The 13,566-nt window shown below is 68.3% G+C and carries 17 protein-coding genes; 10 read left to right on the top strand and 7 right to left on the bottom strand.

The features are described from left to right. Positions 1–44: 44 nt before the first annotated feature. Positions 45–1,319, top strand: coding sequence for an MFS transporter (locus RBS60_RS12950; protein WP_307957977.1), 1,275 nt, complete (start codon positions 45–47; stop codon positions 1,317–1,319). Here the strand turns inward: RBS60_RS12950 and RBS60_RS12945 are convergent. The 3 genes from RBS60_RS12945 to RBS60_RS12935 all read right to left on the bottom strand — a co-directional run bounded on the left by RBS60_RS12945 (position 1,316) and on the right by RBS60_RS12935 (position 3,105). Then, on the bottom strand, positions 1,316–1,846 hold the full coding sequence (locus tag RBS60_RS12945; protein WP_307957976.1) for a hypothetical protein: 531 nt from the start codon (positions 1,844–1,846) through the stop codon (positions 1,316–1,318). The two genes, RBS60_RS12950 and RBS60_RS12945, sit on opposite strands and share 4 nt — an antisense overlap. A gap of 82 nt (positions 1,847–1,928) precedes the next feature. Beyond that, positions 1,929–2,399, bottom strand: a complete 471-nt coding sequence (locus RBS60_RS12940) for a hypothetical protein (protein ID WP_307957975.1) — start codon at positions 2,397–2,399, stop codon at positions 1,929–1,931. A gap of 106 nt (positions 2,400–2,505) precedes the next feature. After that, positions 2,506–3,105 (bottom strand): TetR/AcrR family transcriptional regulator, encoded by a 600-nt coding sequence (locus tag RBS60_RS12935; protein ID WP_307957974.1) that lies wholly within the window; start codon positions 3,103–3,105, stop codon positions 2,506–2,508. A gap of 120 nt (positions 3,106–3,225) precedes the next feature. On the opposite strand from RBS60_RS12935, the gene RBS60_RS12930 reads away from it, so the two are divergent. The 3 genes from RBS60_RS12930 to RBS60_RS12920 are packed head-to-tail and all read left to right on the top strand — an operon-like array spanning position 3,226 to position 5,041. Beyond that, positions 3,226–3,840 carry a DUF6230 family protein gene (locus RBS60_RS12930; RefSeq protein WP_307957973.1) on the top strand — a complete coding sequence of 205 codons (615 nt, stop codon included), beginning with the start codon at positions 3,226–3,228 and terminating at the stop codon, positions 3,838–3,840. Beyond that, positions 3,831–4,280, top strand: coding sequence for a DUF6114 domain-containing protein (locus RBS60_RS12925; RefSeq protein WP_307957972.1), 450 nt, complete (start codon positions 3,831–3,833; stop codon positions 4,278–4,280). The genes RBS60_RS12930 and RBS60_RS12925 overlap by 10 nt, the downstream gene beginning before the upstream one ends. Next, on the top strand, positions 4,277–5,041 hold the full coding sequence (locus RBS60_RS12920; RefSeq protein ID WP_307957971.1) for a hypothetical protein: 765 nt from the start codon (positions 4,277–4,279) through the stop codon (positions 5,039–5,041). The genes RBS60_RS12925 and RBS60_RS12920 overlap by 4 nt, the downstream gene beginning before the upstream one ends. On the opposite strand, the gene RBS60_RS12915 is transcribed toward RBS60_RS12920, so the two are convergent. Beyond that, positions 5,038–5,277, bottom strand: a complete 240-nt coding sequence (locus RBS60_RS12915) for a hypothetical protein (protein WP_307957970.1) — start codon at positions 5,275–5,277, stop codon at positions 5,038–5,040. The two genes, RBS60_RS12920 and RBS60_RS12915, sit on opposite strands and share 4 nt — an antisense overlap. Before the next feature lie 133 nt (positions 5,278–5,410). Between RBS60_RS12915 and fdxA the strand changes: the two genes are divergently transcribed. From fdxA to RBS60_RS12900, 3 genes are all read left to right on the top strand, one after another. Next, complete coding sequence (gene fdxA / locus RBS60_RS12910; protein WP_307957969.1) at positions 5,411–5,737, top strand: ferredoxin; 327 nt, start codon at positions 5,411–5,413, stop codon at positions 5,735–5,737. A gap of 2 nt (positions 5,738–5,739) precedes the next feature. Then, complete coding sequence (gene dapC / locus RBS60_RS12905; RefSeq protein WP_307957968.1) at positions 5,740–6,897, top strand: succinyldiaminopimelate transaminase; 1,158 nt, start codon at positions 5,740–5,742, stop codon at positions 6,895–6,897. Positions 6,898–7,002: 105 nt separating this feature from the next. Further along, the gene (locus RBS60_RS12900; protein WP_307957967.1) at positions 7,003–8,286 is read left to right on the top strand and encodes a citrate synthase; all 1,284 of its coding nucleotides are present in this window, start codon (positions 7,003–7,005) and stop codon (positions 8,284–8,286) included. A gap of 74 nt (positions 8,287–8,360) precedes the next feature. Here the strand turns inward: RBS60_RS12900 and galE are convergent, their stop codons facing one another. Further along, a complete protein-coding gene (gene galE, locus RBS60_RS12895) occupies positions 8,361–9,377 on the bottom strand; it encodes a UDP-glucose 4-epimerase GalE (RefSeq protein WP_307957966.1) in 1,017 nt (338 codons plus the stop codon). Between the two features lie 39 nt (positions 9,378–9,416). Between galE and RBS60_RS12890 the strand changes: the two genes are divergently transcribed. The 3 genes from RBS60_RS12890 (at position 9,417) to RBS60_RS12880 (ending at position 11,555) form a co-directional block, all read left to right on the top strand. Continuing rightward, positions 9,417–9,572, top strand: coding sequence for a hypothetical protein (locus RBS60_RS12890; protein WP_307957965.1), 156 nt, complete (start codon positions 9,417–9,419; stop codon positions 9,570–9,572). 90 nt (positions 9,573–9,662) lie between these two features. Continuing rightward, entirely contained in the window at positions 9,663–10,274 is a 612-nt protein-coding gene (locus tag RBS60_RS12885; protein WP_307957964.1) for a hypothetical protein, read from the top strand. A gap of 3 nt (positions 10,275–10,277) precedes the next feature. Then, positions 10,278–11,555, top strand: coding sequence for a nucleotide disphospho-sugar-binding domain-containing protein (locus RBS60_RS12880; protein ID WP_307957963.1), 1,278 nt, complete (start codon positions 10,278–10,280; stop codon positions 11,553–11,555). Positions 11,556–11,595: 40 nt separating this feature from the next. Here RBS60_RS12880 and RBS60_RS12875 read toward each other — a convergent pair whose 3' ends face one another. Then, complete coding sequence (locus RBS60_RS12875; RefSeq protein ID WP_307957962.1) at positions 11,596–12,444, bottom strand: hypothetical protein; 849 nt, start codon at positions 12,442–12,444, stop codon at positions 11,596–11,598. Positions 12,445–12,545: 101 nt separating this feature from the next. Beyond that, positions 12,546–13,565 (bottom strand): 2,3,4,5-tetrahydropyridine-2,6-dicarboxylate N-succinyltransferase, encoded by a 1,020-nt coding sequence (gene dapD / locus RBS60_RS12870; protein ID WP_307957961.1) that lies wholly within the window; start codon positions 13,563–13,565, stop codon positions 12,546–12,548. Position 13,566 lies beyond the last annotated feature (1 nt).

Here is a 13,566-nt window from a genome sequence, read left to right as displayed (position 1 = left end):
ATGAGTGATTGACACTTCCCAATCACTTGACCCAGACTGGCCGCGTGTCCCCTGAAACGCCCGCAGAGCTGACCGCGCCGACTCTCCTTCGGAGCCGCTCGTTCCTCGCCTTCTGGACCGGGGAGGGCGTCAGTCAGCTCGGCGTCCAGCTCGGCCAGCTCGCGCTTCCCGTGCTCGCCGTGAGCCTCCTCGGGGCGGCGGAGATGGAGCTCGGCGTGCTCAACGCGGCCGCAATGGCGGCCTTCCTCATCGTCGGACTCCCGGCTGGCGCGTGGGTGGACCGCTGGCTCAAGCGACGCACCATGATCCGGGCGGACCTCGCACGGATGGTTGCGATGGCATGCGTCCCCGTGCTGTGGTGGGCCGGAGTGCTGCAGATGTGGCATCTCTACGTCGTCGCGGCCGTGGTCGGCGTCGCAACAGTCTTCTTCGATGTCGCCTACCAGAGCTACATTCCACTCCTCGTCCACCGGAGTCAGATCGCCGATGCGAACGGCAAGCTCGAGGCGACCGCGCAGGTCGCCCGCATGGGCGGCCCCGCGCTCGGCGGCTTCCTCCTGGCTCTCGTCAGTGCCCCGGTGCTCTTCGCCGCCGAGTCGGCGGGCTACCTCGTGTCGGCACTCTGCCTCACCCGTGTCCACGACGCGGAGATGCGGCCTGAGCGACGCGAGGACAGCAGCCTCTGGGTGGAGATCCGTGAAGGCGGTGCCTTCGTGGCAAGGCATCCGCTCATCCGGCGGATCGTGGCCAGCACCGCGATCGGCAACCTGTTCTCGTCCGTGGCCTACGTGCTCCTGCCGCTGGTCATCCTTCGCGAGCTCAACCTCGGGGCCGCCGGGTTCGGCGTCATGCTCTCCATCGGGTCCGTGGGCGGGCTCGTCGGTGCGGTGGCCGCCCCCCGCCTCGGCGCGCGGATCGGGGAGGGCCCGCTGCTTCCGATCGGGCTCATGGTCGGCGGGGCCGGTGGGGTACTTCTCCCTCTCGCGCTCGTGGCTGGCCCTGGCCCATGGGCGCCCGTGCTGTTGAGCGTGGGCGAGTTCTCGATGAGCTTCGGCGTGATCGTCTACAACGTGATGCAGGTGAGCATGCGCCAGCGTATCTGCCCGCCGCGGCTGCTCGGGCGGATGAACGCTTCCATCCGCTGCGTCGTGTGGGGCGTCATGCCTATCGGCTCGCTCCTCGGCGGGTGGCTGGGGGAGAGGATCGGGCTTGTTCCGACGCTGTGGATCGGGATCGTCGGTGGGCTCGTCGCGATCCTACCCGTGACCCTCGGCCCGTTCTTCAGGCTCCGGACGCTGTCGGACGCGGTCCAGGACTAGGCCATCTGGGCTCTCGGGACGAGCATCTCCCGATGCTCGGCCGCACAGTAGACGGTCCACTCTCCTTCGACTTCCAGGGCGAGACCGCTTTCGGCGTCGGTCACGACGAGGTCTGACCAGGTGGCGGAGAGGAGCCGTACACGTGAGCCCTTCGGCGCGGGTGCCTTGTCCAGCAGCGAGGACAACGGCGGTGCCCCGAGGGTGAGACCCGCCGTGGCGTGTCTGAAGTGCCCGGGGCGGAGGCCTGCGTGGTCCGACCGGACGCTCAGAGCTGTGATCCGGCGCCCCGTTCCGCCAGGCTCGGGCCCGGTCCGTTCGAGGACGGCCGTGAATCGGGCTGACGCCTGAATCGCGTGGCTCAGGCGTCCGGACTCGGCGTGATCCTCGTCGACATCCACGTGGAGCCCGCAGTCGAGTGCGCGCACTGCAACGGACGCGATGCGCGCTGGATGTCGAGGGTTGGAGACTGGGTCCGCGGGTCCGGACAGATGGGTACGCGGACGAGCGAGCAGGGTTCGGAGTGACATGGCAGGCGGCTTTGTCTCGGGGCGGTCCGACCCAGCTTCGGCTCACCAATTGTCCAATTGATGGTCATATTGTAGGGAGCACCTACTTGCTCCGCAAGGGCATGGCCCATTCACCGCGGACCCGTGTGACCAGGCGGTGCCTGTGGTCGGTGACCATGAGGTCTGTCCATGCGGAGTCGACGAGCACCACGCCGCGACCGTCGGGAGCGCCGATCCGCGGCCAGAAGCGCTGGGGATGCGGTGTGCCGAGGAGGAGGGAAGCGCCCGCGAGGGTCAACCCTTCACGCCTGAACGCGCCGTCACACGACTCGATGCTCGCAATGGCTCGGCGGACAGTGCTCCCATCCGGGCCACGCCGTTCGAGGACCGCCGTGAAGCGTGCCGTTGCGCGGGCGCGGCCCAACTGCACCAAGCCAAGAACCGAGAGGCCGACGTCAACGCAGAGACCTTCCGCGCAGGGATGGACCGAGACGTGGTCGAGCCTGGGTTCTTCGAGCACAAGGTGCGGAATGCTCGTCCGGGCGATCGCGCCCAGCAGGGAGTTCAAGGACATGGCCGGCCTCCTGAGGGGCCGGCCCAGCTCCAACCCAATTAAACCATCAATTGGATTAATTGTAGGTGGGGCGGCTATGGCCCACAAGGGGGGATGCGTTCCGAGCTCAGAGCCTTTGGTCGTGGATGGAGTTCACCATCCCATGCAGGGATGCCTCCAGGAACTGCACCACCTCATCGGCCGCAGTGTTGCGCTCGATCGCGAGGCTGATGAGCGACTCCTCGGCGAAGGCGACCCAGGATCGCAGGGCCACGCGCAACAACGTAGTGTCCGCCAACCCGAGCTCGATGAAGGCTTCGCGCAGGCGTTCGGCATTGAGCTCACGTGACTCATCGATGATCACGCGCACCGCGGGGTCGCCGCTGGCGGCACCTCTGACCATTGAGTAGAAGGTGCCGTGGTGCTGCTGCACGAACTGGGTGATCCTCAGCAGCGTGTCCCGGACCCGCTCCCGCGGGGCGAGGTCCTCGCGCGGAGTCGTGGCGAGGAGAAGGCTGTCCCGCGCCGTCGTGACCACGGCAAGCTGCATGCCTTGGCGGGTTTCGAAGTAATGGAACAGCAGGGCGCGTGAAACGCCGGCCAAGCGGGCGAGCTCGTCCATCGTCAGTTCGTCCAGAGTGTGGTCGGTCAGGAAGTTCACTCCGGCCGCGACGAGCTGCGCTCTCCGGTCCTGAGGGTTGAGGCGGGCGCGCTGCGGTTCGGACACAGCAGAAATTCTACTGACTCGAGAAGAGTCGGCGAGGCCGCTATTGACTCAGAGTCAACAGTGCCGATATCTTCGACCGTGTTGCCGCCGTCACGGGCGGCGCCCACGTCAGGAGGATCAATGAAGTTCCCCGTCTCGCAGCGCATCCGATCGATGGGTGCATCCCATGCAGGCCGCATCATGCTCTTTGCCGTGCCCTCGGCCGCGGCCGCATCGCTCCTCATGGGCGGCATCGCCCAAGGGGCGGTACCCGTGTCCTTCGCCGTGTCCGGCAGCCAGTTCCAGATCGGCGCCTCGAGGCTCGAGGGAACCGGGTTCTCCCAGTACGCCGGGGTCGCGAAGGATACCGAGGGGAAGGATCACCCGGTTGCGATCGCCAACATCAAGAGCGCAACCCTCTCTGACCTGTGCCAGTCCGTGGTCACGCAGACCCCGTTGGGCACGGTCGGGGTGCTCATCAAAGCCGGCGGCGGGAACAACCCTGCCTCGGCTTCCGATCTTCAGATCGGAATGACCGGCCTGAAGGGCGATTCCACCTTCGGCAAGATCCGCATCGGCGTGGACGCCTCGACGGTCAACACCGCCGCGAAGGGCTCGGCAGGCGACTTCGCCCAGGACTCAGACAGCATCACGATCACGAATCTGCAGCAGACGGCGTGGAGTACGCAGGCATCGGTGTTCACCCTGACCGGGATGAGCCTGGATCTGACGGATGGGTCCAAGGCATGCTTCTGAGCGGTGGCACGTCGTCGACGACGGAGAACAGTGCTCCCGCGCCGTCGCGGAGTGCGAAGGCGTCCGGGAAGGCCAGCCGATTCCGGCACTGGCGCCGGCAGCGGCCGTTCGTCGGCGGGTTGCTGGCCATGCTCGGCGGGGTGGAGATGTTCTTCTCGGGTCAGCTCGACCTTGGCCATCTTCACATCCAGCTGGGGATCGAGGGACTTCAGGCCACCGTCATCCCGATCGTGCTGGTGCTTCTCGGAGTCCTGTCCGTGACCATGCCGCCGCATCACGTGTTCTATGGGGTTCTGACACTGGTGGTCGCTGTCTACTCGCTGGTCGGGGTTAACATGGGCGGCTTCCTCGTCGGCATGCTGCTCTCGGTGGTCGGAGGCGTGCTGGTCGCGGCGTGGATGGGCCCGCCGGGGGCCAAGCGGGGAATGTGGGCAGGGTGAATCTCCGCCGTGCCCGCACCCTTGCCGCCGTGGCGTCCGGCTCGCTCCTCACCCTGCCGTTCGTCCTCGGGGCGGCGAGGATCCCCGACAGCGTGCCGACGGCGCTGTGTGTACCACTCGTCGTGTCGTGCCCGTCCGAGCCCCCGAGTCCTTCGCCTTCGGGCACGGCACCCACGCAGGCGCCGGGGCCCTTGCCCGCCGTGGGCGGCACTCTGCTGCCGGGGCTTGGATCCGGCCCCAGCCTGCCCGCGCTTCCCGGCGCAGGATCTGGGACGGACCCGGCTGCCATCGCGACCCCGGAACCCACGTCCAGCGCGCCTGTGGCAGCGCCTCGGGACAGCGGAACCCCGATCTTCACCAAGACTCCGGCCTCGATGGGCTCCCAGAGCCTGTCCTTCACGGGGCTGAGTTCGATCAGCGTCGTCACCGTGCCGACCGCCGACGGCAGCGGCGTCCGCGTTCTGAAGATCACGGCAGACTCGATCACCATCACGGGGTTCACCCTGACGGTGCGCCCGCCCAACGGGCCCGGGTTGGTCACGTCCGCCGACAAGACGGTGCTCAGCGGACACGTCAGCGTCTATCTGGGATCTGTCACCGCGACAACCTCCAACGGGCGGAGCCTCACCCTGGGCACCGACACACCGCCACCGCTCGACGACGTGGCTCCGGGCCTGCTCCGAGTCACCATGGGGCTTGTCGGCTCGACGGCGGATTCGGTCAGCTATGCGAACACCAATCAGCGGATGGTGCAGCCCTAGCCCTCGGGTCGGCGAGCCGCCCGACGCGGAGGAGGCGGAGGGACTGGCTTCGCAGCCACGACGTCTTCGAGAAGCACGACGGCGTTGCCGCGCCTCGTGCGGATGGTGACCGTTGCGCCGTCGTGCGCTACCAGATCCCCGAGCGTGTCCGCGAAGCCGCCCTCGATCCGGCGGCGCACCACCACGCGCGTACCCGGGGCGAGCGAGCGCAGGAGTTCGACGGGAGAGGACGGCACGCTCCATCGTAGTGCTACGGCACGTGTCTCCGTGGAGTGGCGGGAGCCAGCCGGGAGATAATAGGCTCAATCGGCCCCGGTAGATCTGCGAGAAGACGTCAGCAGTGAGGGCGAGGGAAGAGAGGGTGGCACCGTGACATACGTGATCGCACAGCCGTGCGTCGATGTGAAGGACAAGGCCTGCGTCGAGGAATGTCCCGTCGACTGCATCTATGAAGGCGAACGGTCCCTCTACATCCACCCGGACGAGTGCGTCGACTGCGGTGCGTGCGAGCCCGTGTGCCCGGTCGAGGCGATCTACTACGAGGACGATGTTCCGGACGAGTGGGCCGACTACTACAAGGCCAACGTCGAGTTCTTCGACGACCTCGGTTCCCCGGGCGGGGCGGCGAAGCTCGGCAACACGGGCAAGGACCACCCGCTCGTTGCGGCCCTCCCTCCACAGAACGCAGCCAGCTGAGCGTGGAGCCAGGACGCAGCGCCACGGGCCGGGCTTTCGGGCTGGACCTGCCCGACTACCCCTGGGAGGCCATGGCCCCGTACGCGGCGAAGGCGGCCCGGCACCCCGGTGGTGCCGTGAACCTCTCGATCGGCACGCCTGTTGACCCCACCCCAGAGGTGGTGCAGGAAGCGCTCAAGGCGGCCTCCGATGCGCACGGGTATCCCACCGTGCACGGCACGCAGGCGCTGCGCGAGGCGGTCGTCGAGTGGTTCGCCCGGCGCCGCGGCGTCACGGGCCTCGACGAGCAGGCCGTCATGCCGACCATCGGCTCCAAGGAGCTCGTGGCGTGGCTGCCGTTCCTGCTGGGGCTCGGCGAGGGCGACGTGGTGGTGCGTCCCGCCGTCGCCTACCCGACCTATGACATCGGGGCGCGTCTGGCGGGTGCAACCGCGGTCGCCGCGGACAGCCTCGATGAGCTCGACGACGCGACGCTCGCACGCGTGCGGCTCGTGTGGCTCAACTCTCCGGGCAACCCGACCGGGGCGGTGCGGAGCGCTGACGAGCTGCGCGGCGCCGTCGACCGCGCGCGTTCGCTCGGTGCGGTTGTGGCCTCAGACGAGTGCTATGCCGAGCTCGGCTGGGGTGCGTGGGACCTGCAGCGCGGCGGGCAGGCCGTTCCGTCCGTGCTCGATCCCCGCGTGAGCGGCGGGGACCTCACCGGGCTCCTGAGCGTCTACTCGCTGAGCAAGCAGTCCAACCTCGCCGGGTACCGTGCTGCATTCGTCGCGGGTGCCCCAGAGCTCATGCCGAACCTCGTCAACAGCCGCAAGCACGCGGGCATGATCATGCCCTATCCGGTCCAGGAGGCCATGCGCGTGGCGCTCGGCGACGAGGCCCATGTGCTGGCGCAGAAGGACCTCTACCGGTCGCGCCGCGAGCGGCTCCTCCCTGCCCTCGAGGAATTCGGGCTCACGCTCTCGCACTCCGAGGCGGGACTGTACCTTTGGTGCACCGCCGGCGAGGACACGTGGGCTACGGTCGATCGCCTCGCCGGGCTGGGGATCGTGGTTGGCCCGGGCGTGTTCTACGGGGACGACGGCGCGGGCTACATCCGTGTGGCCCTCACGGGGACCGACGAGCGCATCGACGCCGCTGTGGAGCGCCTGACCTCCCGATAGTCCAGCGAACGTGACAGGACTCACGGGACCGGCGGTATCGATTAGTGCCGTGCGGGAACTCGGAGTAGCTTAAGAACGTTGCGAGCTGCCCATTGAAGGGGAACCATGACTGAGATGAACGGCGCTGTCCTGCGTCACGAAGGGGGAGAGCTCCAGCTTCCCCGCATTGCCGCTGTTGAAGGAAACGACGGCTATGACGTCTCGAAGCTGCTGAAGGAGACCGGCGCCGTCACCTTCGACCCGGGCTTCATGAACACCGCTGCCACCACCTCGGCTATCACCTTCATCGACGGCGATGAGGGGATCCTGCGGTACCGCGGCTACCCGATCGAGCAGCTGGCCCAGCACTCGAGCTTCCTCGAGGTCTCCTACCTCCTCATCTACGGGAACCTGCCGACGGGGTCCGAGCTCGATGAGTTCGACCAGAAGATCCGTCGCCACACCCTCCTGCACGAGGAGCTCAAGAGCTTCTTCGCGGGCTTCCCCCGCGATGCGCACCCGATGCCGGTGCTGTCCTCGGCCGTCTCGGCGCTGTCGACGTTCTACCAGGACTCGCTTGACCCGTTCAACGAGGAGCAGGTGGAGCTCTCCACCATCCGGCTCATGGCCAAGCTCCCCGTGATCGCCGCGTACGCGCACAAGAAGTCGGTCGGCCAGGCCCTGCTCTACCCGGACAACTCCATGAACCTCGTGGAGAACTTCCTGCGCCTCTCCTTCGGACTGGCCGCGGAGCCGTACGAGCTCGACCCGCTTGTCGTGAAGGCGCTCGACACGCTCCTGATCCTGCACGCGGACCACGAGCAGAACTGCTCGACGTCGACCGTACGCCTCGTCGGGTCTGCGAACGCGAACATGTTCGCTTCCGTTTCCGCGGGCATCAACGCACTCTTCGGCCCGCTCCACGGTGGTGCCAACGAGGCCGTGCTCAACATGCTCCGCCGCATCCAGGCCGACGGCGTCAGGCCTGAGGACTTCATGGAGAAGGTCAAGAACAAGGAAGACGGGGTCCGGCTGATGGGCTTCGGACACCGCGTCTACAAGAACTACGACCCCCGCGCCAAGATCATCAAGGCCACGGCCCACGAGATCCTCGGCAAGCTGGGCGGCAACGACGAGCTCCTGGACATCGCGATGCGGCTCGAGGAGAAGGCCCTCGCGGACGACTACTTCATCCAGCGCAAGCTCTACCCGAACGTCGACTTCTACACGGGCCTCATCTACAAGGCGATGGGCTTCCCGGAGAAGATGTTCACGGTGCTCTTCGCGATCGGCCGCCTGCCGGGCTGGATCGCCCAGTGGCGCGAGATGATCAACGACCCGCAGACCAAGATCGGGCGCCCCCGCCAGCTCTACGTGGGTGAGGAAGCGCGCAACTACCCCGCGCGCTGATCCCACCCGCCCCGGGTACGACTACGGCCGGTGCCTTCCCTTGGGGGGAGGCGCCGGCCGTTGCCATGGGTGACTCAGACGGGCTGGTAGCCCATCGGGTTGCTCTTCTGCCAGCGCCAGTGGTCCTCGCACATCGCCTCGACGGTCCTTGTCGTGGACCAGCCCAGATCGGCCAGGGCGGCCGAGGGGTCGGCCCAGAACGCGGGGAGGTCGCCGGCGCGGCGCGGCGCGATCTCGTACGGGATCGGGGCGCCCACGGCCTTCTCGAACGCATGGAGCATCTCGAGCACGCTCGTGCCGCGGCCGGACCCGAGGTTCCAGCGGAACACGCCGGCATGGTCCTCGAGGTACGTGAGCGCGGCCGCGTGGCCTTGGGCGAGGTCGACGACGTGGATGAAGTCGCGCTGGCATGTGCCATCCGGCGTCTCGTAGTCCCCGCCGAAGACCATGAGCTTCTCGCGGCGGCCCACGGCGACCTGGGCGATGAAGGGGACGAGGTTGTTCGGGATCCCCTGCGGGTCTTCGCCGATCCGACCCGAGGGATGAGCGCCGACCGGGTTGAAGTAGCGCAGCAGCGCTATATGCCATTCGGGGCTGGATGCGCCGAGGTCGGAGAGGATGTCTTCGATCTGCTCCTTGGTGCGCCCATAGGGGTTCATCGCCCCGATCTCCATCTTCTCGACGTACGGCGCAGGATTGCGGTCTCCGTAGACCGTGGCCGAGGAGGAGAACACGATCTTGCGGACGCCGTGCCGCTCCATGACGCGCAGGAGGGCGATCGTCCCCGAGACGTTGTTGAAGTAGTAGTCGAGCGGGATGGCCGATGACTCCCCGACGGCCTTGAGCCCGGCGAAGTGGATCACGGCCTCGGGAGAATGCTCGGCGAAGACGGCGTCGAGCGCCGCCTCATCGGTGATGTCTGCTTCGACGAAGGTGGCATCGCGGCCCGCGAGCTCGCCCACGCGGCGGAGGGACTCCGGGCTCGAGTTGGACAGATTGTCGACGGCGACCACGTCGTGGCCTCCTTCGAGCAGGGTCAGGACCGTGTGGGAGCCGATGTAGCCGGTGCCTCCGGTGACGAGAATGCGCATGGTCTAGATCCTATCGATGGGCACAAGTGTGCTACCTACATGAAGGCGACCTCGTGCGTGAGGGCCGAGCGGCTCATGGCCGCCGTCGAGGGCCTCGGGCTCCACGCCATGCTCCAGGGCCGCTGGCTCGACGCCCAGCTGTGCGTCGACGTGGTCCGGGCGCAGGTCTCGATCATCGGGGCGGGCAGCCGCTGAAGGGGCGAGGAGGCCACCGCCCACCGTCCTCCACTGGAATGCCTCCACAGGAATACACTGGGAGAAGACCGGCAAGGAAGCGATGCGACTATGCACCACACTGGCGGACCCGGCTGGCGGATCACGATGGACACGTCCGGCCCTATGCTGCTCGCGCTCTACCTCAAGGACCATGCAGGGCTCGACGGTGCTGGCATGCCGCCGGTCGCTCCAGCACAGCCGCGGGTCCGCGAAGCTGACCACCATCAGCTCACGCAGCATGTGGGCGGCCTCCCCGCGCTCCGCCGCGAGTGGGAGGCCTGGTGGCAGCACCTGATCGAGAACCATCCCGAGATGAGCCCCGCCGTCGAGCCGCCTGCCTTCGGTGCCTTCGGGGAGGCGCCGGCGCTGCAGCGATCGCTTCAAGCGCACTTCGGCGCAGCGCTGACGTGGGCGCGGGAGCGTCGCGCGGAGTACGAGCGTCTCGAGAGGAAGCGCGAGGCCGTCGGAGCCACCAATGTGCTGCGTGAGATCGTCGAGGAGCGCCAGCTCGAGGTCGGCACCGCAGCGCGGGACTTCAACCTCACGATCATCGAGCTTCCCCTCAGCGAGGACCGAGCGTGGCTCGTCAACGCGGACAAAGTCATCATGAGCCAGAGCCTGCTCGAGGACAGAGAGGCGTTCAGGAGCTACCTCAAGCCGGTGGTTGAACTTTTAATGTGAGTCATGGGGACGATCCTTGTGGCCGCGATGCCTTTCGCGGGCCACGTCAATCCCGTGGCATCACTGGCGGGGGAGCTCGTGCGGAGGGGCCACGAGGTCCATGCGTACACAGGCGCGAAGTACGCCGAGCGCTTCGAGCGTGTGGGGGCGCTGCCCTCACTGTGGCGTTCGGCCCCCGACTTCGACGACGCACGTCTGGGGGAGACCTTCCCCGTCATCGGGGACGGACACGGATTCCGGGCCACCCTTGCGAATCTCAGGCACGTCTTCATCGGCACCGCGCCGGCTCAGACGCATGACGTCGCGCGGCTGGCCGCAGCCGTCCGCCCGGATGCCGTCGTGGCCGATGCCCTGTGCCTCGGTCCCGGGATGTGGGCGCAGCGCGAAGGCATCCCGTGGGCCTCGGTCTCACTTGTGCCGCTGAGCCTGCACAACCCCTGGGGTCCTCCCACTGGCCTGCCGTTCCTTCCCGCGGACGGAGGGCCGGCAGCCCTTCGCAACCGGCTCCTCGCATCGGTGCTCACGGCCGGGCCCGGAAGCGTGCTGCGGGCCTTCGTGAATCGCGCTCGCGCGGCCGCCGGGCTCGGACCAACGCGGCGCCCGGGCCTCGACTCGCTCTACTCCGCGCGGCTCACGCTCGCCCAGGGGATTGCCGAGCTTGAGTACCCACGGCCTGAGCCGGTGCCGGGCGTCGAGTTCATCGGAGAGCTGGCGCCGCCATCCGAGGGCGCCCTCCCCGACTGGTGGGGGAGCTGGCCGGCGGGAAGCGATGTTGTGCACGTCACCCAAGGGACTCTCGACGTCGATCCCGACGAGCTCCTGCGGCCAGCCGTCCTGGGCCTCGCGGGCGGTGCCGCGGCGACGTCGATGCGGCCCGTCGTCGTGCTCTCCACAGGCGGTGGACCGGGCGTCGGCGGGCTGCCGGAGGGCGTCTTCGCAGCCGACTTCCTGCCCTACGGGCGCATCCTCGGGGAGGTCAGCGCGGTGGTGAGCAATGGCGGGTACGGTACCGTGCTCGCATCCCTCGCCGCGGGCGTCCCGCTCGTCATTGCGGGCGGCGCGATCGACAAGCCGGAGATTGCCCGCCGCGTGGCCTGGTCTGGGGCCGGCATGAACCTCAAGACGGGACGGCCCACGCCTGCGCAGGTGCGGGATGCCGTGGCGAGGGTCCTCGGGGAGCCGGCCTACCGGCGTCGTGCGCGGGAGCTCGGAGAAGCGATTGTGGCGGCTGGCGGCAGCGCCCGCGCTGCCAACCTCGTCGAGGAGCGCCTCCTGCGTTGAGAGGTGGCTCCGGGTTGCTGGGAGGTGACTCCGCGTTGGGCTACGGCGCCTCGGCGACGGTGATCGTCACGATGTCCGTGGGCGCCGCGGAGGCGGTCCAACCCTTGTTGCCGTCGCGCAGCCACGTGTGGCCCGCATAGTCGATCTTGGTGATCGCCAGCTGCTTGGCGTTCGCCACGGCCCACTGGGCGATGGACCAGCCCTGGGCGTCGCTCGCGGGGAGCGTGAGGGTCTTGCCGGCAGCGGTAGCCTGCATCGCGCCGTACGCGAGGATCAGCTGGCTCTTGACCGTCACAGGATCCCCGGCAGCGTCCGGCGCGCGCAGCGTGCAGGTGAGCGCCGCCTGCGACTGGCCCGTCAGGGCCGAGGCGAACGCGCGCCCCATGTCCTCGTGCTGGGCATACCCTTGGGGGTACCCCGACTTCTGGACCTTCTGCGCGGCCTCGGTGATCGGCAGGCTCTCGTAGCCCTCGATCTTGATGAGCACGTCATAGAACGCGTTCGTCGCGTAGACGGGGTCCATGATCTGCGCCTCTGTGCCCCACCCCTGTGACGGGCGCTGTTGGAACAGCCCGCGCGAGTCGGGGCCAGCCGTGTCGCCGTAGCCGATGTTGCGCAGCTTCGACTCCTGCATCGCGGTCGCGAGCGCGATCGTCGCGGCTCGGGGTGGCAGGCCGCGGCGCACCGAGATCGCCGTGATGAGCGCGGCGTTCGCCGTCTGGTCCGTGGCGAGGGACTGGGTCGCGTTGCCGAGCGGCGCCGTGCAGCCTTCGACGACGGGCGCAGGGCTGCGGTTGAGCACGAGCGAGGTGATGTAGAGGCCCACCGCAACGAGGGCCAGCGCCACGAGGACGGTGAGGGCGCGCCGCACTCTGCGGGCGAGGGCCATCCGGGTGCTCCTTGAACTCAGGCTGGGGGTTTGCTGGTGAGGGGACCACATGGACGACGGCGGGTGCGCACCTGGGTGCGCGGCCGCCGTCGTGCGCGGTGTCAGTTGGCGTGCAGCGCCTCGTTGAGCTCGACCGTCTGGCCCGCGCGGGGAAGCGCCTCGACCTGTCCGTTCGTGGAGTTGCGGCGGAAGAGCAGATTCGGCTGGCCCGAGAGATCGATGGCCTTGACGACCTTTTCGGCGTTCTCACCGAAAGCGTCCTTGAAACCGCTGATCCGCACGCGCGTGCCCGCAGTCACGTACAGGCCCGCCTCGACCACCGAGTCGTCGCCGATCGAGATGCCCACACCCGAGTTGGCGCCCAGGAGGACGCGTTCGCCGAGCGAGATCCGCTCCTTGCCGCCGCCCGAGAGCGTGCCCATGATCGATGCGCCGCCGCCGACGTCCGTGCCGTCGCCGACCACGACGCCCGCTGAGATGCGGCCCTCGACCATCGAGCTGCCGAGCGTACCGGCGTTGAAGTTCACGAAGCCCTCGTGCATCACCGTGGTGCCCTCGGCGAGGTGCGCGCCGAGCCGTACGCGGTCGGCGTCGGCGATGCGCACGCCGGACGGGAGCACATAGTCGACCATGCGGGGGAACTTGTCCACGCCGAACACCGTGACGGCTCCCCGGCGCCGCAGCCTGCCGCGGGTCGTCTCGAACTCGGAGGGGTGGCACGGCCCGAAGTTGGTCCATACCACGTTCGGGAGCTTGCCGAACACGCCGTCGAGGTTGATCGTGTTGGGCTGCACGAGCCGGTGGGAGAGGAGGTGCAGGCGCAGGTAGGCGTCCGCCGTGTCGGCGGGGGCCTGGTCGAGGTCGATCTGGACGAAGACGACCTTCGTCTGGGTGCTGCGATCGGCGTCGTCGCCGTTGTCCGCGGCCGCGACGAGGTCGGCGGGGGCGGAGTCCACGACGGCGTCGTCCGCGAGGTGCGCTGCGGCCTCGCCGAGCTGCGGGGCCGGGAACCAGACGTCGAGCACGGTCGCCGTGCCTTCCCCGTCAGCGGACGGAGCAACGTGGATCGTGGCAAGCCCGAAGCCGTGGGCAGCGCGGGATGCGGCAGTGCTTTCAGTCATG

It is taken from the genome of Sinomonas sp. ASV486 (assembly GCF_030908215.1).
Lineage (GTDB): Bacteria > Actinomycetota > Actinomycetes > Actinomycetales > Micrococcaceae > Sinomonas > Sinomonas puerhi.
This window is presented reverse-complemented; position numbering and strand designations above follow the sequence as displayed.

Excerpts from the sequence above, each read along its gene's own strand:
- RBS60_RS12945 (WP_307957976.1), bottom strand. The coding sequence starts at position 1,846 with ATGTCACTCCGAACCCTGCTCGCTCGTCCGCGTACCCATCTGTCCGGA.
- RBS60_RS12940 (WP_307957975.1), bottom strand. The coding sequence starts at position 2,399 with ATGTCCTTGAACTCCCTGCTGGGCGCGATCGCCCGGACGAGCATTCCG.
- RBS60_RS12930 (WP_307957973.1), top strand. The coding sequence starts at position 3,226 with ATGAAGTTCCCCGTCTCGCAGCGCATCCGATCGATGGGTGCATCCCAT.
- RBS60_RS12925 (WP_307957972.1), top strand. The coding sequence starts at position 3,831 with ATGCTTCTGAGCGGTGGCACGTCGTCGACGACGGAGAACAGTGCTCCC.
- RBS60_RS12900 (WP_307957967.1), top strand. The coding sequence starts at position 7,003 with ATGACTGAGATGAACGGCGCTGTCCTGCGTCACGAAGGGGGAGAGCTC.
- galE (WP_307957966.1), bottom strand. The coding sequence starts at position 9,377 with ATGCGCATTCTCGTCACCGGAGGCACCGGCTACATCGGCTCCCACACG.
- RBS60_RS12890 (WP_307957965.1), top strand. The coding sequence starts at position 9,417 with ATGAAGGCGACCTCGTGCGTGAGGGCCGAGCGGCTCATGGCCGCCGTC.
- RBS60_RS12885 (WP_307957964.1), top strand. The coding sequence starts at position 9,663 with ATGCACCACACTGGCGGACCCGGCTGGCGGATCACGATGGACACGTCC.
- RBS60_RS12880 (WP_307957963.1), top strand. The coding sequence starts at position 10,278 with ATGGGGACGATCCTTGTGGCCGCGATGCCTTTCGCGGGCCACGTCAAT.
- RBS60_RS12875 (WP_307957962.1), bottom strand. The coding sequence starts at position 12,444 with ATGGCCCTCGCCCGCAGAGTGCGGCGCGCCCTCACCGTCCTCGTGGCG.
- dapD (WP_307957961.1), bottom strand. The coding sequence starts at position 13,565 with ATGACTGAAAGCACTGCCGCATCCCGCGCTGCCCACGGCTTCGGGCTT.